At 60.6% G+C, this 19156-nt stretch carries 21 protein-coding genes; 4 read left to right on the forward strand and 17 right to left on the reverse strand.

The window, feature by feature from the left end; genetic code table 11:
* Nucleotides 1–4 precede the first annotated feature (4 nt).
* From PSH64_RS16175 to PSH64_RS16215, 9 genes are all read right to left on the reverse strand, one after another.
* On the reverse strand, nucleotides 5–952 hold the full coding sequence (locus tag PSH64_RS16175) for a spore coat U domain-containing protein (protein WP_305477815.1): 948 nt from the start codon (nucleotides 950–952) through the stop codon (nucleotides 5–7).
* Nucleotides 953–1026: 74 nt separating this feature from the next.
* Complete coding sequence (locus PSH64_RS16180) at nucleotides 1027–3381, reverse strand: fimbria/pilus outer membrane usher protein (RefSeq protein ID WP_305481173.1); 2355 nt, start codon at nucleotides 3379–3381, stop codon at nucleotides 1027–1029.
* Nucleotides 3382–3506: 125 nt separating this feature from the next.
* Complete coding sequence (locus PSH64_RS16185) at nucleotides 3507–4295, reverse strand: molecular chaperone (RefSeq protein WP_305477816.1); 789 nt, start codon at nucleotides 4293–4295, stop codon at nucleotides 3507–3509.
* Between the two features lie 31 nt (nucleotides 4296–4326).
* The gene (locus tag PSH64_RS16190; RefSeq protein WP_305477817.1) at nucleotides 4327–4827 is read right to left on the reverse strand and encodes a spore coat U domain-containing protein; all 501 of its coding nucleotides are present in this window, start codon (nucleotides 4825–4827) and stop codon (nucleotides 4327–4329) included.
* A 4-nt stretch (nucleotides 4828–4831) separates the two neighbouring features.
* Nucleotides 4832–5368 carry a spore coat protein U domain-containing protein gene (locus PSH64_RS16195; RefSeq protein ID WP_105344740.1) on the reverse strand — a complete coding sequence of 179 codons (537 nt, stop codon included), beginning with the start codon at nucleotides 5366–5368 and terminating at the stop codon, nucleotides 4832–4834.
* 19 nt (nucleotides 5369–5387) lie between these two features.
* Nucleotides 5388–5921, reverse strand: coding sequence for a spore coat U domain-containing protein (locus PSH64_RS16200; protein WP_105344742.1), 534 nt, complete (start codon nucleotides 5919–5921; stop codon nucleotides 5388–5390).
* Nucleotides 5922–6032: 111 nt separating this feature from the next.
* Nucleotides 6033–6524 carry a spore coat U domain-containing protein gene (locus tag PSH64_RS16205; RefSeq protein ID WP_305477818.1) on the reverse strand — a complete coding sequence of 164 codons (492 nt, stop codon included), beginning with the start codon at nucleotides 6522–6524 and terminating at the stop codon, nucleotides 6033–6035.
* A 231-nt stretch (nucleotides 6525–6755) separates the two neighbouring features.
* Nucleotides 6756–7328 carry a spore coat U domain-containing protein gene (locus PSH64_RS16210; RefSeq protein ID WP_219847842.1) on the reverse strand — a complete coding sequence of 191 codons (573 nt, stop codon included), beginning with the start codon at nucleotides 7326–7328 and terminating at the stop codon, nucleotides 6756–6758.
* Between the two features lie 164 nt (nucleotides 7329–7492).
* Nucleotides 7493–7705: a DUF3079 domain-containing protein gene (locus PSH64_RS16215; RefSeq protein WP_105344748.1), complete on the reverse strand. Its 213-nt coding sequence runs from the start codon at nucleotides 7703–7705 to the stop codon at nucleotides 7493–7495.
* Between the two features lie 221 nt (nucleotides 7706–7926).
* On the opposite strand from PSH64_RS16215, the gene PSH64_RS16220 reads away from it, so the two are divergent.
* Genes PSH64_RS16220 through PSH64_RS16235 form a run of 4 tightly spaced genes read left to right on the forward strand, consistent with a single transcriptional unit; the run spans nucleotide 7927 to nucleotide 11021 of the window.
* Nucleotides 7927–8451: an iron transporter gene (locus PSH64_RS16220; protein ID WP_105344751.1), complete on the forward strand. Its 525-nt coding sequence runs from the start codon at nucleotides 7927–7929 to the stop codon at nucleotides 8449–8451.
* Complete coding sequence (locus tag PSH64_RS16225) at nucleotides 8452–8784, forward strand: cupredoxin domain-containing protein (RefSeq protein WP_305477819.1); 333 nt, start codon at nucleotides 8452–8454, stop codon at nucleotides 8782–8784.
* Nucleotides 8785–8799: 15 nt separating this feature from the next.
* Nucleotides 8800–9654, forward strand: a complete 855-nt coding sequence (locus PSH64_RS16230; RefSeq protein ID WP_305477820.1) for an FTR1 family protein — start codon at nucleotides 8800–8802, stop codon at nucleotides 9652–9654.
* Entirely contained in the window at nucleotides 9642–11021 is a 1380-nt protein-coding gene (locus PSH64_RS16235) for a 4Fe-4S binding protein (RefSeq protein WP_305477821.1), read from the forward strand. The genes PSH64_RS16230 and PSH64_RS16235 overlap by 13 nt, the downstream gene beginning before the upstream one ends.
* Nucleotides 11022–11036: 15 nt before the next feature.
* Here PSH64_RS16235 and PSH64_RS16240 read toward each other — a convergent pair whose 3' ends face one another.
* The 8 genes from PSH64_RS16240 to narH all read right to left on the reverse strand — a co-directional run bounded on the left by PSH64_RS16240 (nucleotide 11037) and on the right by narH (nucleotide 19156).
* Nucleotides 11037–11732, reverse strand: a complete 696-nt coding sequence (locus PSH64_RS16240) for an anaerobic ribonucleoside-triphosphate reductase activating protein (protein WP_181150686.1) — start codon at nucleotides 11730–11732, stop codon at nucleotides 11037–11039.
* Nucleotides 11729–11896, reverse strand: coding sequence for an anaerobic ribonucleoside-triphosphate reductase (nrdD, locus tag PSH64_RS16245; RefSeq protein WP_018927817.1), 168 nt, complete (start codon nucleotides 11894–11896; stop codon nucleotides 11729–11731). The genes PSH64_RS16240 and nrdD overlap by 4 nt, the downstream gene beginning before the upstream one ends.
* A 32-nt stretch (nucleotides 11897–11928) precedes the next feature.
* Entirely contained in the window at nucleotides 11929–13944 is a 2016-nt protein-coding gene (locus PSH64_RS16250; RefSeq protein WP_305477822.1) for a ribonucleoside triphosphate reductase, read from the reverse strand.
* A 259-nt stretch (nucleotides 13945–14203) separates the two neighbouring features.
* A complete protein-coding gene (moaA, locus tag PSH64_RS16255; protein WP_305477823.1) occupies nucleotides 14204–15196 on the reverse strand; it encodes a GTP 3',8-cyclase MoaA in 993 nt (330 codons plus the stop codon).
* A 23-nt stretch (nucleotides 15197–15219) separates the two neighbouring features.
* The gene (locus tag PSH64_RS16260) at nucleotides 15220–16176 is read right to left on the reverse strand and encodes a peptidylprolyl isomerase (RefSeq protein ID WP_305477824.1); all 957 of its coding nucleotides are present in this window, start codon (nucleotides 16174–16176) and stop codon (nucleotides 15220–15222) included.
* A gap of 10 nt (nucleotides 16177–16186) precedes the next feature.
* Nucleotides 16187–16867, reverse strand: a complete 681-nt coding sequence (gene narI, locus PSH64_RS16265) for a respiratory nitrate reductase subunit gamma (protein ID WP_305477825.1) — start codon at nucleotides 16865–16867, stop codon at nucleotides 16187–16189.
* Nucleotides 16860–17615 carry a nitrate reductase molybdenum cofactor assembly chaperone gene (narJ, locus tag PSH64_RS16270; protein WP_105349138.1) on the reverse strand — a complete coding sequence of 252 codons (756 nt, stop codon included), beginning with the start codon at nucleotides 17613–17615 and terminating at the stop codon, nucleotides 16860–16862. Before narJ ends, narI begins: the two co-directional genes overlap by 8 nt.
* Nucleotides 17616–17617: 2 nt before the next feature.
* Nucleotides 17618–19156, reverse strand: a complete 1539-nt coding sequence (gene narH / locus PSH64_RS16275) for a nitrate reductase subunit beta (RefSeq protein ID WP_105349140.1) — start codon at nucleotides 19154–19156, stop codon at nucleotides 17618–17620.

Raw genomic sequence — 19156 nt, forward strand, 5'->3', positions numbered from 1 at the left:
CTTTCTAAAACCCTACATCCAGCACCACACTGTCCAGATAGGTTCCCGGTGGCGGCGTGCTCTGGTCGGTGTAGATTTTGGCGTTGTAGTTGAAGATCTGACTGCCGGTGCCCAGGCCGTTGCCAGGGTTGACCTCGGCATCGGAACTGGCGCGGCGGGCCGTGCTGATGCTGCCCCAACGGGTGGCGCCGGCGCTCTTGAAGATGTCGTAAGCCAGGTAGTTGCTACCCGAGATCATCCGCCTGCGCCCTCCCACGCTCACAGCGTGCTGACCATCGTCCAGGCCCACCGTGTAGGCACTGCCCTTGGTGCAGGCCAGGTTGATCGTCAGGCCAGTGACGGTGGCGAAGGAGCTGATGACCGAGGCGCTGCCAAAGCTGATGTTCGGCGCGGTGATCGTGCAGTCGTTGTCCACGGTCATGTTGACAGTCAGGCTGGTGGAGCCGCTGCTGATGTCTCGCCCCTGACAGCTGCCGCCTCCACCGTAGTCATGGCAATAATCCCAGTTCCAGAAAATGTTCAGGGTTTCAGAGTAAATCCCGGCCGCCACGTTGCTGCCGATCATCGTACTCAGGTAGATCGGTATGGTCTTGGCAACCGTGGGATTGGACAGCAGGCCGAGGTCATCGATGATCGAGTGTCGGGCGAAGTCGAACGCCACGCCGCGAGTGATCGGATAGCTGGTGCTGTTGTTCGCATACAGCGTGTAACCGATCACATCACTGGTTGGCCCGACCGCCCCTGCGGTTGCCGACGTAATGGTGGCGTAAAAATAGTCATCGCTGGCCAGCGACGACGCCAACGAACCGGTGCAACTCAAACCGGCATTGGTGGTAGAACTGGTTTGCACAGTGGTACGCGCGGCGATCGAACTCATCGTGCCAAAACCGGCCGGTGAAGTGCTGACCACCTCGCACAAGGCATAAGCCTGACATGGCAGAACAATCGCCATTAGCCCGATCAGTTTAGCCAACCATCGATTGGAAAATTGCACACTCCCTCCCCCTGTTCCATTCATTGGCGTTTTCATTGACACAGCAGCGGCCCTATCAACGGCACCTGGTCCTGATGCATGTCCACCGTGAAGTGCGCCTGGCAGGTCCGGCCATCGGCCAGGGTCACGAGCAAGCTGTTGTGCTCCTCCAGATTTTCCAGATAGACCAGGCCGTCCCAACCGACCACCGCAAACGCCCCGCTCTGCTCGTGCCGCACGCGGCTGCCCAAGGGCACTTCGTGCTGCTGCGCGTCCACCAGCACAACACTCGCGGCAATGATCCGGCGCAGAGGAAACTCCAGCAGGTAGCCACTGCCACGGCGTACAGAGACCCGTTGCTCGACATTCGAGCTCTGCACATTGGTCGGCAGGTTCAGTGGATCGATTTCGTATTTGGCGCGGTAGTAGGCGCTGCTCCATGGCACCAGCAGGTGGCCGTTTTTATCTGTCTGGCCCACCCGTTGATTCTCGTAACGCACCGGAATATCGGCATATCCACCGGTGCTGACCACGACGAAGGCATCATCGATGCGATTGGCGACGAACACCTGGCGGTCCATCCACACCAGCGAACCGCTGGCATCGGCCCAGCGGGTCTCGGCATCGCTGCTGCCGTAAACGCCGGCCTGCAATTGCACCGATTGCAGACGCCAGGTCAGGTCTGCCTGACGATAATCCGGGCCTTCGCCGTGGGCATAACCGAGGTTGAAGCCCACGCCACCTGCGCTGGGCACGGCGCGACTGTAATTGACGCGCTGGCGGCTTTCGCCGGTCTTGCTGCGCTCGCCACTCACACTCAAGGTGCCCCGCAGGTCGAAAGGGATGACCAGTTGCGCCTGCATCGCCCAGTCGCTATCGCCGATCTCACGATTGGCGGACAAGTAAAAACTGGTATTGCGCCACAGCGGCTTGCTCCAGGTCAGGTTGAGTAACCGGGTGCGCGAATCATCGGCCGCCCGCACATCGAAATAGCCCGCGCCGAGGCTGCCCCAGCCATTGAGACTGAGGCTCAGGGTCAACTGCTCGCTACGCTGGCTGAGGCTGATATAGGGGCTGTCGACGACGGTCAGGTCGGCGTACTGATCGCGGCGCTGCATCCGCTGATAAGAAACACTGTAGCGCTGGCTGCTGTATTGATAACCGAGGCTGACTTGCTGCCCGCCATTGCCGTCGAACCGGCTTTGGCTGACCGCCGTGTTGAGCACACCGAAGTTGCCCAGGCGCAGATTACCGCCGACGCCGCCAAGGGTCAGCGCGTCCGAGGCCTCGGCATGGCTTTCGAGGGTCAGGCTGTCATTCAGCCCGTAACGCAGGCTGCCGGAGGTCGCACCCGGACCGTAACCGAAATCGCGGATCCCGAAGTCACGGCGCAGGGTGCCGGCGGCCACCGAGAAATCCATCAGGCCTTTTTGCAGCAGGTTGCTGGTGACATAAAACGGCACGGTGGTCGAGACTTGTCGACCGAGGGCATCGGTCGTGACCACCACCGCTTCGCCGGCACCGTTGATGAACGGAATGTTGGTCAGCGTGTAGGGACCGGGCTGCAGCTCGGCGCTGCTGGATTTGTAGCCGTTGATGAACAGGTCGACCGAGGACGGTACGGCCGCTTCTCCGGCGAACTGCGGTAAGGGGTAGGTCACCAGGTCCGGGCGCACGCCGAAATCGCGCGACACTTGCACACCACCCAGGCGTACCGAACTGCTCCAAGGCAAGGCACCGCTGACCAGATCGCCCGCCTCGTAAGTCAACAGACGCTCGTCATCGGAGTAACGCCAGGTGGTGTCGTAACGCCGATACCCATTGCTCAGTGTGCCGCTGCTGATGCCGGAGATCGTGCGCCGGTATTGCCCGGTGTTGGACAGCGTGCCCCAACTGTCGAATAGCCGAACCTCGTTCCAGGCCGCGAGGTAGGTGCCGCTGTCATCAGTGTCGTTGAGGTACAGGTCGTAGTTGAGCAAGGCGCCGAAACTGCTCAAGGCCGGGGTGCGCGGATACGCTTGGCTGCCGACAAACTGCTCCGGCAACCAGGCCGGCGGGACGCTCAACAATAGCCGCTGACCCTGGCTGTCATAGTCGCCACGCAGGCCTTGCAAACTGTCGAGGGCGACTTCGGCGCCGAGGTCTTGCGGCAACTTCATACCGGTTTCGCGCAACGCCGCGACCGGTACGAAAAAGCGTCCTCCACGCTGCTCTATCGCGACTACACGCCCGGTATTCATTTGGTTGACGACCAGTTCCAGAAACAATTGTGCGTCGGCCATCGCCTCCATGCCGCTGGGTGCTGGCGGCAGGTCACCCGCCAGGCTGTGGTGGACGAATACCAGACAGCACAGGCCAGTCGCGGCCCACAGCGGACGCTTGATACTGCGAGCCCGATCCTGGCTCATCACCGCTTTACGTCCGTCAATGGACATTTCCTTACTGTGGCGAGCGAATGCCTGAGTGCCTCTCAGTCAAGGAATCAAGCCGTTACGCGAGCCGTAGCAACTGCCGAAGGCTGCTACGGGAAATGTCACCGCCCCGGCACAATACTCTGAACCTGCGGCGCACCATTGACCCGCACTTGCAACGCCTGGTCCGCGGTGACCGGTTCCGGTGCCGGCCAACGCATGATCGCGCCTGGCAGCACATAACCGAGCAATCCCTCAACCAGCGGCCGTGTCTGACCGCCCTGCTTGAACGCCACATCGGTCAGCCGGGCATGCACCGCGCCCTGATTGCGCACTTCCACGTAGGAACGGCCATCGATCGCCACTTTGCGCCAGCTCAGATCAGGCACGCCGACGCCTTTGGGGTCGCGTTTACGGGTCATGTCTTCCTTGCTCCACAGACCGGCGCCGTAGGCAAACAGCGGTACCGAATAACGCATCTGAAACCGAATGGCGGCAGCGGTTTTGCCGTCTTCTGCCATTACGGGTCTGGCCGCCGGGATCTCATCGATAATGATGCGATAGGCCAACTCCTGCCCCGGCGGTATCTCGCGGGTACGGGTCAGGCGCACGAGTTGCTTCTGTCCGGGTTCGATTTTCGCTACCGGTGGACTGCCAATGACATCGCGCTGGTTCTGATACTGATCGCTGAAACCGCTCTGGCTCCAGGCAAACACCCGGATCTGCAGATTGGCCGTCTCGTTGCCGCGATTTTCCAGCCATAGCGCACTTGCCTGTTGATCGGCTTCCAGCACCGGATCGATCGGCCAGATCAGCACCGAACTGGCCGCCTGCACCTTGACCGCGCCCAGCAACACCATCGCCAGCACAACGCAACGCGCGACCGGTGACCTGCGGGAAGGTAAATACATATGCCTACTCCTTAATGCCCGAACTACCGAGCTACCACGACAGCTGCACCTGCAGCACGTCGCTATAAATCCCTCCGGGCTGATCACCCGGTAACTGCACTTGCGCGTAAACAGGCAATCGGATGTCGTTCGCATCGCTGTAGGCCACGGCCACGCTCTGACCGATGCCCAGGCTCTCACTGAAGGCCACGTCACTGAACAACTGATAGGCCACCCGGGCATTGCCACCCTCGAGCTGCAGGTGCCGTCCATTGCTGTTGTACTGGCCGCCATCGATGCTCATGTTCAGGGTTACGCCGGGCGTGCATTGCAACTGCACGCCGCCGGTCAATTGCCCCTGCAGGGAGTGGGTCGCCAGTGCCGATTGAGTGCCGAAATCGAGGTTGCCGTAATTGGAAACACCGCCCATCACCAGGCATCCCGCCGTCACTGTCGCGCTGACCTGAAAACTCTGATTGGTCACCGCCGCCAGCGGCAGCGGCAAACCGGTCGCGCAGAGCAGGATCAGGGCGGCACAACCATGATTGGCCATCGCACTAGAAGGTCAATTCAACGGCGACCGAGTCTGAGTAGGTGCCTGCGGGCAAGCCTGCCTTGCCCACGGCCTTGCCATAGATATTCACCGTCTGTGCCACGCCGGTACTGGCCGCGAGTGCGATCACCCCATCGATCGCCAGGATCTGCGTCCGACCGGTGTCGGTGAACAGGTCGTACGGCACGAAGTTGCCGCTGCCATCGGCCAGCGCCCGGCTGCCGCCGACAGATCCGCCGTCATTGGCGCCAGCACCGACTGTGACCGTCGGTAAGGTGCCGCTGGAGCACAGAATCGACAGTGCGCCACCGCCGCCAGCGAGCACCGCACCGTTCGCCGTGGTGAACAGACTGCCGGTGGTGCCGAAGTCCAGCGTACCGAAGTCCACCCCGGTAGCCCCGCCGGGGGCACCGTTAATCTCGCAACTGCTGCTGAGTGTCATGCTGGTGGTGATCTGGCCGGTAGATGTGGCCGCCTGAGCGTTGCCGGCCAGTGCCAGAACGAGTATTGAAAATCCAATCCTTGATACGAGCATATCCATGATGTCCATCCTCTGAGGTTTACCAATCCAGAGTGACCGTCAGGGTGTCGGTATAGACTCCCGCCGGGACCGCACTGGTATTCGCGACCACCGAGCCAAATACCGGGATTGGTATCTGGCCTCCATCGGTAACAGCGAAATTGCGTTGTTGACCGATGCTGTAGCCGTCGCCACCGGAAGCATCGAGGAACAATCGATAAGGGATGGACTGAGTACCATTGCTCAGGCGCCGCGTGGCACCGTCGCCATGGACGCCGCCATCGATGGTCACGGTGAAACCGGTGACCGAGGGGTTGCACGAGACTTCCAGCGTGCCGTTGCCGGCATCACTCAGGTTGGCGTTGATCGGGTTGGTCCAGGTCGGGCCCTGGATACCAAAATCCAGCAGACCAAAATCACTGACCGGGCTGCCGGTGAAGCGGTTGACACCATTGATCACTTCACAACTGGCGATGATTGTCAGCCGCGCATCAATTTGCCCGCTGATCGCCGCTTGCGCCTCCTCAGCCAGTAGTAGAACTGTGCCGAGGGTCATCACCGCCCAACTCTTCATCGTCTCGCACCGATCCTAATTCCATCAGGATTCAACCATTGGCCGTCCGCTTGCGAACGACGTTTCCCTGCGCTGCCTGAATCCATCGGACAGGTGTCACTCAGTGCCTTGCTACCAGCTCACCGTCACTTTCAAAAGGTCGGAATAACGGCTGACGCGGGGGATCTCGGCCAGTCGCTCAATACGTGCATACAGGGGCAAATCCACCGTGCCTGAATCCGGCACTCGCCCACTCAACAGCACATTCACCGGCAGCGGAATCTGCCGTGCGGCGTCTTGATAGAGTCGATAAGGGATGGGTTTGCTGTGCTCCGCGCTGCCCGCCAGATAACGGACCTCGCCTACGCCGCCATGCAGGCCGCCGTCGACCTGTAATTGGTATGGGGTATCGGGATTGCATTCCAGGCGTGGCAGGCGTGTAGTCAGCAGTGCCGCACTCAATGGCCCGGCTGGATCGTCCAGGCGGGCGGTGGTGCCGAAGTCGAGCACGCCCAATTGCTCCACACCTGCTTCGCGCTGTTGACCAATCAACTGGCAACCGCGCTGCACATTGACCCGGACCTCAACCTGAAGCTGCGCGGCCAGCACAGTCGCACTGAACATCGTGCCAATGACCGCCCAAACCCCGAGTCCATTCAAATTTCCATTCCCTTTATGGGGTTATGCGCAGGCTGAGGTTAGCACCCAAGGGGGAAACAACCAGTCAAGGCGGCATTTAACACGTCAGATCCGCGCCTTTGCGACGAAGGGACACATTGGGTGGGTATCAGTGATTGCCTTGGTACCGCCAGGGTTTCTAAAAGAAGGAAGCGGGTTTGACCACAGTCCTAACGATCAAAAGGTAACGGTGGCCGTCATTGTGTCGGCGTACGTGCCCGGCGGACTAAGCTGCCCCGCCGCTATTCGACCATAAACCGGGATCACCTGGGCAGAGCCACTGCCGGTTCCGGTGATGAGCCCCGTGCCACCGGTGTCGCCCCAATTGATCGCCCGCGTGACGTCCGAGTACAGCGCATAGAACAACGTGCCTGCGGGAGTGCCGGACATCTGCCGGGCTGTCGCGGTCCCGCCGCTCGTCCCGGCACCGAGGCCGACACTATAGGCCGTCGTGTTGGTGCAGTTGACCGAAAGGCTGGATTCGGCATCGGCTTGCACGCCGGTATAGGCGCCGAAAGCCAAGGGGGAGGCCGTGATCCCGCAACCGGCCACAATGCTCGCGGAAACAGCGAACGTCGCAGTGGCGGTGGCCGAAATGGCCGGAGTGGGCAGCAGACTGAGCGCGAAAGCCCCCAGGATGCCGACGCTGGCAAGAACACCGCGTCGCATTCGAGTGCCCTCGCCGACAGGAGTGTCGCTGCCCCCCCAGCGCACAGGTAAGGAGGATTGCGTGCAATGCAAGAACGTCATGGCGGTAACTCCCTGTAGGAACGATCAAGTACTTTCAGGAGCCTGAAAAAACTGACCGTCCAATCTGAATGCCAGAGCGTAGTTCACAGCCGGGCCTTACACGTATGTTTTCGTGGCAAGGGCGAACTCAAGGCGCTGGCCTGGAGCATCCGTTGTTCGCATTGCTAGACGCCGTCATCCGCTGCCTTGTCTGTGACGATCAGGGGCTCGATGCCCCAGTCGCCAGGCAAATGCCAATCCTCTCCGAACATCTCGGCCGGGTGCATCGTACGTTCGGAGCCATTGCCACAGGCCAGGGACTTGGCCGGACAATACCGGTCGCACCCCCAACAGATCCGCTCGGGGTGCTTGGGGTTGATGGGGAAGTTCTTGGCCATGTCGTTCTCCGATCATTGAGAGACGTTCTTCCAACCTACGGCCTTTGTGCAAAACCATCCTTGATGGATATCAAGATTCGACATCGAGCGACTGCGCCCAGCGATTTCGCCAGCGTGACGAGCCATCGGTTTAATTGCTCGAAACTTGATAACAATCATTATTGTTCGCAGAGAAGCTTCCTAGACTCGGGTTCCCATTCGTCAGTGCCCAGGAAGACATTATGCGTCCCCATCTCTCACTCGCCCTGCTCTTGCTCGTACCGCTGGCTCACGCAAAGGAATACCCGATCGGGGAACCACAGCTGTGTCAGGGGCTGGAAGTCGGGGCGGTGTATCTGCAACCGATCGAGATGGCTCCTGCCGGGATGATGCGCGCCACCGCGGATTCCGATATCCATCTGGAAGCCGATATCCGGGCCACTGCGGACAATCGCCAGGGTTTTCAGGAAGGCAGTTTCGTGCCTTACCTGAACGTCTCTTTCAACCTGAAAAAACAGGACAGCGACCCAGAGCTCAAAGGCGATTTCCACGCCATGGTCGCCAATGACGGCCCGCACTATGGCGACAATGTAAAGCTGCTTGGCCCCGGTAAATATCAGCTGACGTTCACCGTCCTGCCACCCAGCGGTCACGGCTCCCTCGGGCGCCACACCGATAAGGAAACCGGTGTAGCGCCCTGGTTCGAACGCTGCGAACTGCACTACGAATTCATCTACGCCGGCATCGGTAAAAAAGGCGGCTATTGAATGAAGCGCCTGCATCTTGCCTGGCTGATGGTGGCCGGAGCCGTTGCGCCGTTGACGGCCCATGCCGAATTGCCGAGCTTTGAGCTGATCCTGCGCGATGGCCACTTCTCCCCTGCCTTGCTCGAGGTGCCGGCCGGACAGCGCTTCAAGATCGTTCTGAAGAACGTCGGCCAAGGGCCGGCCGAGTTCGAGAGCACGCCGTTGCGAGTCGAAAAAGTCCTGTCGCCGGGCGTGACGACCTTCGTCGTCATTCACCCGCTCAGGCCCGGTCACTATCCGTTTTTCGATGAGTTCAATCCGCAATTGCCCGAGGGCGGCATCCTCGCGAAATAACCTCACGGAGCTTCCATGAATCAATCAATGTTCATCGTCTGGCGCGAAAGCGTCGAGGCGTTGCTGGTGATCGGCATTCTCCAGGCCTGGGCCAGCCAACAAGGCCAGCGTCATCGCTTGGTCAAATACCTGTGGGCGGGCGTGGTGCTGGGGTTGATGCTCTCGAGCCTGCTGGCGGTGTTGATTCTGTTTGCCGGTGAGGCCATGAGCGGGTCGGCCAGTGAATGGTTCCAGGCCGCACTCGCCCTGGTTGCCAGCCTGTTGATGGTGCAAATGGTCGGCTGGATGCACCGTCACGGGCGCAGCCTCAACCACGATTTGCGACGGCACGCCGATAGCCACCTGGCTCGACAAGGTGGCGCAGGCCTATTACTGCTGGCCATGCTCGCGATCAGCCGCGAAGGCAGCGAAACGGTGGTCTTTCTCTATGGCGCCGGCGCCCGGTTGCGAGGTCCGCGCCTCGGTTTGTTTGCCATCGGCGGCGTATTGGGGCTGGTGCTGTCGGTGCTGACCATTACCCTGCTGCACAGCAGTCGCCGCTTCATTTCATGGCAACGATTCTTTGCCATCAGCGAAGTCATCTTGCTCATGCTCGGCGCCGCCTTGCTGGTCAGCGGCACCGAGCGAATCGGCGGCCAACTGCTTGCCCTGGATGTGCCGGACGTGGTTTACCGTCTCGTTGGCGAAGTGCTTTGGGACAGCAGCGCGTTACTGAGCGACAGCCATGGATTGGGTGGTTTTCTTGCAGGGTTCGCCGGTTATCGCGCAAGCCCCAGCGGCCTGACCTTGTTGGTGTGGATCGGTTATTGGCTGGCCGTCGGCGGCTGGCTACGGCAACGCACTGCGGAAAACCTGCCATGCCCGACCTGAGCCGACGCAATCGATGGCTCCAGCGTTTGGGTGACGGAATGCGTCGTCATGCGCCCGTCATCCGTGGGGTGCAGTGGGCTGTTGTAGTGTTTTACGCGGTGCTGTTGGTGGCCCCGGCGCTGTTGCCGCTACCGGACAGCCAGGCACGGATACTCGACAACCTGACCTTGCTCGCGCAGTTTCTGTTCTGGGGGATCTGGTGGCCGTTCGTGTTGCTGTCGATGGTGTTCTTCGGCCGACTCTGGTGTGGCGTTCTGTGCCCGGAAGGTTCGCTCAGCGAATGGGCCAGCCATTACGGTAAAGGCCTGGGTGTGCCGCGCTGGTTACGCTGGGGCGGCTGGCCTACCTTGGCGTTCTGCCTGACGACCCTCTACGGCCAGCTGATCAGCGTCTACGACTACGCCCAGGCTGCGCTGTTGATTCTGGGTGGTTCGACCGTCGTAGCGGTCAGCGTCGGGTTGTTGTTCGCCCGGGGCAAGCGGGTCTGGTGTCGTTATCTGTGCCCGGTCAGCGGCGTTTTCGCCCTGCTCGCAAGGCTGGCCCCTGTGCACTTTCAGGTCGATGAGCAACGCTGGATAGAGAATGCCGCACCACGCCTGCCGCCGCCCAACTGCGCTCCCCTGCTCGATATTCGCCGCCTGCAAGGCGCCAGTGATTGTCACGCCTGCGGACGCTGCAGTGGGCAACGTGGTGCCGTGCAACTGATCGCCCGCTCCAGCAATCAGGAGATTCTTCAAGCGACGGCGCAGACCCTGTCCCCCTGGGACGCCCGCTTGCTGCTGTTCGGCGTGATCGGCTTGGCCATGGGCGCGTTCCAATGGACGGTCAGCCCATGGTTTATTGCCCTCAAACAACACCTGGCCCAGTGGCTGGTCGAACACAACCAGCTCTGGGCCCTGCAGGACAACGCCCCCTGGTGGTTGCTGACCCATTACCCGCAACTCAACGACAGCTTCAGTTGGCTCGACGGCTTCAGCATCGTCGCTTACTTGAGTGTGAGTTCGATCGCGCTCGGCGCAGCGTTGATGCTGCTCCTGCGACTGACGGCCCGACTGGCACGAGATCGCGCCCTGTATTGGCCTCTGGCGCTGACACTCACGCCTGTGGGTGGCGCCGGACTGTTTCTCGGGCTGTCAGCCACCACCGTCAAATTACTGCGTTATGAAGGCCTGCTGCTGGAGTGGGTGCAACCCGCCAGGGCCTGCCTGCTATTGGCCGCCATGGGGTGGAGCCTGCTACTGGGTTGGAAACGGCTGAAACACGAAGGTATTCCCCTGGCTCGGCGCGTGTCGGGTGGCGTTTGCCTGTTCCTCGCCAACGGCCTGATCGGGTTTGGCTGGTGGTTGCAGTTCTGGGGCTGGGTTTGAGTTCCCCTGCCCCCGTTACCCCCGCAACACGAAGGCTGGGAACAACTCGCGCATGGCCTCCCACAACTCTGGCAACAAGGCTTGTGCCGAAATGCTTGGCAGTAGTGGATCGAACATCCGCTCGGTGCGAACCAGCTGCACGGCGAAGCGTTTGACGCCCAGCGCATTCAAGCGTTTTGCCAGGATCAGCAGACGCTCCGGCTCGAACAGATGCCAATGCACGGTGGTGCGACATTCGTAGTCGACACCACTGGCCAGCAGATGCTCAAGGCTGCGCCAGTTAGCCGTTCCACTGCCCTCGACCCGGGTAATGGCCAGGCAATCCTCGGGCAACGCCTTGACGTCGAAACCGACCCAATCCGCGCCCGTGAGTGCCTTGGCGAAGGCGGCTGGCTTGATGCCGGCGCTGTGCAAGCCGATGCGAAAGCCCATGTCCCGCACTTCATCCATGGCACCGAGCAAACCGTCCTGCAAGGTTGGCTCACCGCCGCTGAACACCACGGCATCGAGCAGGTCCTGACGACGTTGCAGAAACGCCAACACCCGCCGCCACTCCACTTCCTCACTGCCACGAGGCGGAATCAACTGCGGGTTATGACAGTAACGACAACGCCAGGCGCAACCCTGGCAAAACAGCACGCAAGCGAGCTGTCCCGGATAGTCGATAGTGGTCAGGGGCACCATGCCCCCGACCCGAAGCATTCGACTCATTGGCGCCCGGCCAGTGCCGCGCTTTCAGTGAAGTGCAGCCGCTCGCGGTGCTCCGACTGTTTGCCCGGATTAAACGCCGACACGGGACGGTGATAACCCATCACCCGGGTCCAGACTTCGCAGCGTTGACGTTGAGCCTGAGGCAGTGGTTGCGATGCAGTCATGGTGAAGCTCCTTGCGGTTGAGTGGATCGAAATCAATGAACAGCGCCGGCTTTCTGCTCTTGCAGCAGCAGAACTTCGTCGCATTTGGGGCAGAACTCATGCTCGCCATCGAGGTAGCCGTGCACCGGGCAGATGGAGAAGGTCGGGGTCACGGTCAGGTACGGCAGGCGGAAACGTCCAAGGGCCTTGCGCACCAGCTGCTTGCAGGCCTGCACCGAGGAAATCCGCTCGGCCATGTACAGGTGCAGAACCGTGCCGCCGGTGTATTTGCATTGCAGTTCGTCTTGCAGTTCCAGGGCCTCGAAGGGGTCTTCGGTGTAGCCCACGGGCAGTTGCGAGGAGTTGGTGTAATACGGCGCCAACGGGCTACCGGCCTGGAGAATGTCCGGATAACGCTTGAGGTCTTCCTTGGCGAAGCGGTAAGTGGTGCCTTCTGCCGGTGTCGCTTCCAGGTTGTAGAGGTGCCCGGTTTCTTCCTGGAAACGCAGCAACGTGGCGCGCACATGGTCCAGCATATTCAGCGCAAACTTGCGGCCCTGTTCGGTGTGCATGCCCTCCTCGTCGCCGGTGAAATTGCGCAGCATTTCGTGCAGGCCGTTGAGGCCGATGGTGGAGAAATGGTTGCGCAAGGTGCCCAGGTAGCGCTTGGTGTAAGGGTACAAACCGGCATCCATGTGGTGCTGAATGACCTTGCGCTTGACCTCCAGGCTCTCCATCGCCAGTTCCATCAGCGCGTCCAGGCGCTGTAACAAACCACTGGTGTTGCCCTTGAACACATAGCCCAGGCGTGCGCAGTTGATGGTCACCACGCCGAGCGACCCGGTCTGTTCCGCCGAGCCGAACAAACCGCCGCCGCGCTTGAGCAACTCGCGCACATCCAGCTGTAACCGGCAGCACATCGAACGCACCTGATTGGGCTGCAGGTCCGAATTGAGGAAGTTCTGGAAGTACGGCAAACCGTAACGCGCCGTCATCTCGAACAGACGGTCGGCGTTTTCACTGTCCCACGGGAAGTCATGGGTGATGTTGTAGGTCGGGATCGGAAAGGTGAACACTCGCCCTTTCGCGTCGCCAGCCTGCATCACCTCGATGTACGCGCGGTTGAGCAGGTCCATTTCGACTTGCAGGTCGCCGTAGGCAAACGGCATTTCCTCCCCGTCGATGACGGGTATCTGCTCACGCAGATCCTGCGGGCAAACCCAGTCGAAGGTCAGGTTGGTGAACGGCGTCTGGGTGCCCCAGCGTGACGGCACATTGAGGTTGTAGATGAACTCCTGGATCGCCTGGCGCACCTCCTGATAACTCAGCTGGTCCTTGCGCACGTAGGGCGCCAGGTAAGTGTCAAACGAGCTGAATGCCTGGGCACCGGCCCATTCGTTTTGCAGGGTGCCGAGGAAATTCACCATTTGCCCCAGGGCACTGCTCAAGTGCTTTGGCGGGCCGGCTTCGACACGCCCCGGCACACCGTTGAGCCCCTCGTGCAACAGGGTGCGCAGCGACCATCCGGCGCAGTAACCGGCGAGCATATCCAGGTCGTGCACATGCAAATCCGCCTCGCGGTGGGCCTGGCCGATGGCCTCGCTGTACACCTCGTCCAGCCAGTAGTTGGCGGTGACCTTGCCCGACACGTTCAACACCAGCCCACCCAGGGAATAGCCCTGATTGGCGTTGGCCTGGACCCGCCAGTCTTCACGGTCCAGGTATTCGTTCATCGAGGTCGCCACTTCGACCATGGTCCGGCGGTCGCGGCGCAAACGCCCGTGTTGTTCGCGATAGACGATGTAGGCACGCATGGCGAAGAAGAAACCGGCGTCCATCAACACCCGTTCAACACGATCCTGGATCTGCTCGACATGCAGCCTTGGCAGCCCCTCCAATCGGGCGAGTACCGCTTCGAGCAAGCCTTCGACTTCAACGTCGGTGTACTCCCCGGTTGCCTTGCCGGCAGCGATCAATGCCTGACGGATCTTGTCGGCATCGAAGGCGACCAGACTGCCATCGCGCTTGTGCAAGCGGTTACATCCTATTGAGATCAGCGTGCTCTGCATTCGGCCTCCAGATACTACATATAGATGTTTATAGACAGACAAACACAACATGCAGTGAAGACTACGGACAAAGGACTGATCTGCAATTGATCGATATCAAGATTTGCCGGTGAATCTGTGACAAGCGCGGGTCCCATGTGGGAGCGGGCTTGCTCGCGAAGAGGCCATCACATTCAACATCATTGTTGACTGACAGACCGCTTTCGCGAGCAAGCCCGCTCCCACATTGGATCATCTGTGTGCTTACAAACTGTGCAAATCAACCACCGCTCATGTTCATGAACCGCACTATCTGCACCTCCCCTTCGGGGCTGAAATCGTGGCGCAACGGTTTGCCGCGCAAGGCCTTCTGCACCGCGTTGATCAGCGGCTGGTCATCCAACGGATAACGCCGCAGCAATCCACGTAAATCCAGGGCATCGTCCTGACCCAGACACAGCAACAGCTTCCCTTCTACGGTCATCCGCACCCGGTTGCAGCTGCCACAGAAGTTGTGGCTGTTGGGTGAAATGAAACCGATCCGGGTATCGGGATGGCGTTCCAGGCGCACATAGCGCGCCGGTCCGCCGCTGTTCTCGGTGCTGTCGAGCAACCGATGCTGGCTGGCGATCAGCGCCCGTACTTCGTCGCTGGAACAGAACGCTTCACCCCGGGAACGCCCGACGTCACCCAAGGGCATTTCCTCGATGAAACTGATATCGATGCGCTGATCGATGGCGTATTGCACCAGCGCCGGGACTTCATCGAAGTTGCGACCCTTCATCACCACACAGTTGAGTTTGATTCGCTCGAACCCCGCACCCCGTGCCGCCTCAATACCGTCCAGCACCTGATCGATATCGCCGTTGCGGGTGATCGCGCGAAACTTTTGCCCGTCCAGGCTATCGAGACTGATGTTCATCCGCTTGACCCCCGCCTCCGCCAATGGCCGGGCCAGGCGGCCCAGTTGCGAGCCGTTGCTGGTCATCACCAGTTCGCGCAAACCGGGCAGCGCGGCGATGTTGCGACACAGTCCGACAATGCCCGGACGAATCAGCGGCTCGCCGCCGGTCAAACGGATTTTGCGTACGCCCAACCCGACGAACAGCGTTGCCAGACGCTGCAACTCTTCCAGCGTGAGCACCTGCTGACGCGGCAGGAAGGTCATGTTTTTCGCCATGCAATACACACAGCGAAAATCACAACGGTCCGTCACCGACATCCGCAGATAATCGATCTGCCGTCCAAAACCATCCTGCATGACAGCGTTCATCACATCTCCCGGTTTGCCTTGGGTCACTGCACCATCGGTGAGTCGGCGCCCTGCAAGTGGATACCGCGAATATCCGCCGCACCGATCAGGGTTTGCAGGTACTGCACCAGCGCTTTTTGCCAGACGCCTTGCTGCAACTGCGTGCGGATCGCCGTCGACACCACTTCATAGGGCAACGGCATGCCTTCAATCCGCTGATCGACACTGACCACATGCCAGCCGTAGCGACTTTCCAGCGGTTTGCTGGCCAGGCCCGGCGCCAGGGTGAACAGCTGACGCTCCAGTTCGGGTACGGTCTGGCCCTTGCTGATTTGCCCCAGGGAACCGCCTTGAGCCTTCGATGGGCACGCCGAATATTTCACCGCCAGTTCAGCGAAACTGCCGGGGAAATCCTCCAGACGCTGCAGCAATATCTCGGCCTGAATATGCGCCAGGCTGCGAGCCTCGACATCATCCGGCGCACATTCGAGCAGGATGTGCCGAACCGCCAGCAACGGCGCGCTGTGAAAGCGCCCGCGATTGTTTTCGTAGTAGCGCAGGCTGGTTTCCTCGTCGCACTGCGGCACGTGCACCTCGCGTTCGAGCAACAAGCGAGTGGCCGCTTCTTCTTCGTTCTCGCCAGCGCCGATCTCCAGCGCCAGGCCGAGTTCGGCAATGCGCTGCTGCAACAACTCGCGGATCACCAGTGCCCGGGCGGCCAGGTACACCGCTTCCTCGCGGCTTTCGGCCGGATGATATTGCAGCTCCTGAGCCATCGCTTCCGGGGTGATCGACACCTCGTTGACGCTGATGATCGGCCACTCCTGTTCGCTGCTGGCAATCAACTGCGCCGGGGCGTCATCGACAACCGGGGGCTCAATCGGCAGCGCTTCAAACTGCGCAATGTCCACGACGTCTGGCACCGAAGACTCTGCTTTTTTGGAAGAACCGCAACCACCGCTGCCGCCGTTACCCCCACCGCATCCACATCCACCTGACATGATTGTCTCCTCAGTACTTCTGACGAACGATTTGATAACGACGCCCCAGGTACCAGATCGGTGCGCTGATCATGTGTACGAGACGGGTGAAGGGGAACAGCACGAACAGGGTCAAACCGAGAAACACGTGCAGCTTGTAGGTCAGCCCGACCGGCGCGATGGCCGCCGCCGCTTCCATCGGCCGCAACAGCACGGTGTTCTGCGCCCAGTCGGCGAGCATCACCATCACCGAGCCGTCCATGTGGCCGGTCGATGCAACAATCGTCAGCAGACCGAGCAGCAACTGCGCCAGCAGCACCAACAGAATCAGAATGTCCGAAGCGCTGGAGGCGGCGCGAACCCGTGGATCGGTGAGCCGCCGGTTGACCAGCATCAGCAGGCCGATCAGGCACAACAGGCCAAAGAAGCCGCCGGACACCATCGCCAGCAACTGTTTGTTCTCAGTGCTGATCACATGGTGATAAACCGACGCCGGCGTCAGCAAGCCGACGAAGTGCCCGGCCAATATGAACAACACGCCAATGTGAAAGAGGTTGCTCGCCATGCGCATGCCGCGCTGGTTGAGCATCTGGCTCGAACCGGCCTTCCAGGTGTACTGCGACAGGTCGAAGCGTGCCCAGCTGCCAATCAGGCAAATGGCCAAAGCGACGTAGGGATAGATCCCGAACAACAACAGGTTCCATTTAGACATTGCCTACCTCCTTGGCTGGCACGGTGGCCAACCCTTCATGCTGAAAATCCACCCAGTGCAACGGCACCGCGCTTTCTTCCCGGGCCTTGCCCGGGGCGCTAGGCAACGAACTGCAACGGTCTTGCTGTTCGGCCTGGAGAAAGTCCACGGCCTCCTCTTCCCAAATCTTGTCGAGGGCTTCGAGGGAATCGTCGCGCGGTTCCGCCGCCACCTGCGCCCGCAGGTCGGCCACCGCCTGATGCGGTTCGGCCCCGGCGATTTGCAGCAGCGCCCGGAAACAACTGGCATAAGCGCTTTCGCGCTCTTCCAGACGCGCCGCGAGCAAGGCCAGCAAATGCGAAACATCCGCCAGGCCCTCGCGGGCCTCGAGGTCTTCGCGGGTGGACAGGAACTCCAGGTACAGCGGGATATAGTCCGGCAACTCCTTGACGCCGATGGCAAAACCGGCGGCTTCGTATTGCGCCATCATGTCGACCATGGCCTGGCCACGGTCGCGGGATTCGCCGTGGACATGTTCGAACAACAGCAGCGACAGCGAGCGCCCCCGGCCGAACAGCGCACCGTAGTGCTCCTGCCCGTCCATCAGGTCATTGGCGCAGATCAGCTCGAGCAATTCGAACAACGCGCCGCGTTGCTTGGGGCTGATTTCCCGTGACTGGATAATCGCTTGCTCCAGTTCGTCGCGCCCGCCAATCAGCGTCTCGGTCGGATAGTCGAGCAGCAGCGAAATCACTTTGAGAATTTGCATGCTCACTCCTCCCACAACTGGACGGTTTTCAGGACGTCGCGGCGGTTGGCTTTCTTTGCACCGAACATGTTGGTGTCGGAGCTGCCGCTGCAACCGCTGCCGAAACTGAAGCCGCAACCGGAGCGCTCGGCAAAGGCGTCGCTCATGGCGTCTTCACGGTGGGCACTCGGTACCACAAAGCGGTCTTCATAGTTGGCAATCGCCAGGTAGCGATACATCTCCTCGACCTGGGCCACGTTCAAGCCGACATCCTTGAGTACTTGCAGGTCCTGCACGCCATCGACTTGCTCGGAACGTTTGTAGGCGCGCATCGCCAGTAAGCGCTTCAGCGCACGCTTGACCGGCTTTTCATCGCCCGCTGTCAGCAGGTTCGCCAGGTACTTCAGTGGAATACGCAGGCTGTCGACATCCGGGATCACCCCGTTCATGCCCACGGTACCTGCTGTGGCGGCGTTCTGGATCGGCGACAGCGGCGGCACGTACCAGACCATTGGCAAGGTGCGGTATTCCGGGTGCAGCGGTAGTGCGAGTTTCCAGTCCACGGCCATTTTGTAGACCGGCGAACGCTGGGCGGAATCAATCACCGACTGCGGTACGCCATCGGCCAGGGCCTGGCGAATCACCGCCGGGTCATTCGGATCGAGGAAGATCTCCAGTTGTTTCTCGTACAGGTCTTGCTCATTGGCGGTGCTCGCCACTTCGCTGATGCGGTCGGCGTCATACAGCAGCACACCGAGGTAACGGATACGCCCGACACAGGTTTCGGCGCAAACAGTCGGCATCCCGGCTTCGATACGCGGGTAGCAGAAGATGCACTTCTCGGACTTGCCGCTTTTCCAGTTGAAGTAGATCTTCTTGTACGGGCAGCCGCTGATGCACATCCGCCAGCCACGGCATTTTTCCTGGTCGATCAGCACAATGCCGTCTTCTTCGCGCTTATAGATCGCCCCGCTCGGGCACGATGCGGCGCAAGTGGGGTTCAGGCAGTGCTCGCACAGGCGCGGCAAATACATCATGAAGGTGTTTTCGTATTCGCCGTAAATGTCCGCCTGGATCTTGTCGAAGTTCTTGTCCTTGCGACGCTTGGCGAATTCGGTGCCGAGGATCTCTTCCCAGTTCGGGCCCCATTCGATTTTTTCCATGCGCTTGCCGGAGATCAGCGAACGCGGACGCGCAGTGGGCTGATGCTCGCCCAGCGGCGCGGTATGCAGGTGCTGGTAATCGAAGTCGAACGGTTCGTAGTAATCGTCGAGGCTCGGCAGATCCGGGTTGGCGAAAATGTTCGCCAACACGCGGAATTTACCGCCGATGCGCGGGTTGATCGTGCCGTTGGCATTGCGGATCCAGCCGCCCTTCCACTTGTCCTGGTTTTCCCATTCTTTCGGGTAGCCGATGCCGGGTTTCGATTCGACGTTGTTGAACCAGGCGTATTCCATGCCTTCGCGGCTGGTCCAGACGTTCTTGCAGGTGATCGAACAGGTGTGGCAACCGATGCACTTGTCCAGGTTCAGCACCATGCCGATTTGTGAGCGAATCTTCAT

The organism is Pseudomonas sp. FP1742 (genome assembly GCF_030687145.1).
In the GTDB taxonomy this organism is placed as follows: domain Bacteria; phylum Pseudomonadota; class Gammaproteobacteria; order Pseudomonadales; family Pseudomonadaceae; genus Aquipseudomonas; species Aquipseudomonas frederiksbergensis_D.

Excerpts from the sequence above, each read along its gene's own strand:
- PSH64_RS16175 (WP_305477815.1), bottom strand. The coding sequence starts at position 952 with ATGGCGATTGTTCTGCCATGTCAGGCTTATGCCTTGTGCGAGGTGGTC.
- PSH64_RS16180 (WP_305481173.1), bottom strand. The coding sequence starts at position 3,381 with ATGAGCCAGGATCGGGCTCGCAGTATCAAGCGTCCGCTGTGGGCCGCG.
- PSH64_RS16185 (WP_305477816.1), bottom strand. The coding sequence starts at position 4,295 with ATGTATTTACCTTCCCGCAGGTCACCGGTCGCGCGTTGCGTTGTGCTG.
- PSH64_RS16190 (WP_305477817.1), bottom strand. The coding sequence starts at position 4,827 with ATGGCCAATCATGGTTGTGCCGCCCTGATCCTGCTCTGCGCGACCGGT.
- PSH64_RS16195 (WP_105344740.1), bottom strand. The coding sequence starts at position 5,368 with ATGGATATGCTCGTATCAAGGATTGGATTTTCAATACTCGTTCTGGCA.
- PSH64_RS16200 (WP_105344742.1), bottom strand. The coding sequence starts at position 5,921 with ATGAAGAGTTGGGCGGTGATGACCCTCGGCACAGTTCTACTACTGGCT.
- PSH64_RS16205 (WP_305477818.1), bottom strand. The coding sequence starts at position 6,524 with ATGTTCAGTGCGACTGTGCTGGCCGCGCAGCTTCAGGTTGAGGTCCGG.
- PSH64_RS16210 (WP_219847842.1), bottom strand. The coding sequence starts at position 7,328 with ATGACGTTCTTGCATTGCACGCAATCCTCCTTACCTGTGCGCTGGGGG.
- PSH64_RS16215 (WP_105344748.1), bottom strand. The coding sequence starts at position 7,705 with ATGGCCAAGAACTTCCCCATCAACCCCAAGCACCCCGAGCGGATCTGT.
- PSH64_RS16220 (WP_105344751.1), top strand. The coding sequence starts at position 7,927 with ATGCGTCCCCATCTCTCACTCGCCCTGCTCTTGCTCGTACCGCTGGCT.
- PSH64_RS16225 (WP_305477819.1), top strand. The coding sequence starts at position 8,452 with ATGAAGCGCCTGCATCTTGCCTGGCTGATGGTGGCCGGAGCCGTTGCG.
- PSH64_RS16230 (WP_305477820.1), top strand. The coding sequence starts at position 8,800 with ATGAATCAATCAATGTTCATCGTCTGGCGCGAAAGCGTCGAGGCGTTG.
- PSH64_RS16235 (WP_305477821.1), top strand. The coding sequence starts at position 9,642 with ATGCCCGACCTGAGCCGACGCAATCGATGGCTCCAGCGTTTGGGTGAC.
- PSH64_RS16240 (WP_181150686.1), bottom strand. The coding sequence starts at position 11,732 with ATGAGTCGAATGCTTCGGGTCGGGGGCATGGTGCCCCTGACCACTATC.
- nrdD (WP_018927817.1), bottom strand. The coding sequence starts at position 11,896 with ATGACTGCATCGCAACCACTGCCTCAGGCTCAACGTCAACGCTGCGAA.
- PSH64_RS16250 (WP_305477822.1), bottom strand. The coding sequence starts at position 13,944 with ATGCAGAGCACGCTGATCTCAATAGGATGTAACCGCTTGCACAAGCGC.
- moaA (WP_305477823.1), bottom strand. The coding sequence starts at position 15,196 with ATGAACGCTGTCATGCAGGATGGTTTTGGACGGCAGATCGATTATCTG.
- PSH64_RS16260 (WP_305477824.1), bottom strand. The coding sequence starts at position 16,176 with ATGTCAGGTGGATGTGGATGCGGTGGGGGTAACGGCGGCAGCGGTGGT.
- narI (WP_305477825.1), bottom strand. The coding sequence starts at position 16,867 with ATGTCTAAATGGAACCTGTTGTTGTTCGGGATCTATCCCTACGTCGCT.
- narJ (WP_105349138.1), bottom strand. The coding sequence starts at position 17,615 with ATGCAAATTCTCAAAGTGATTTCGCTGCTGCTCGACTATCCGACCGAG.
- narH (WP_105349140.1), bottom strand. The coding sequence starts at position 19,156 with ATGAAGATTCGCTCACAAATCGGCATGGTGCTGAACCTGGACAAGTGC.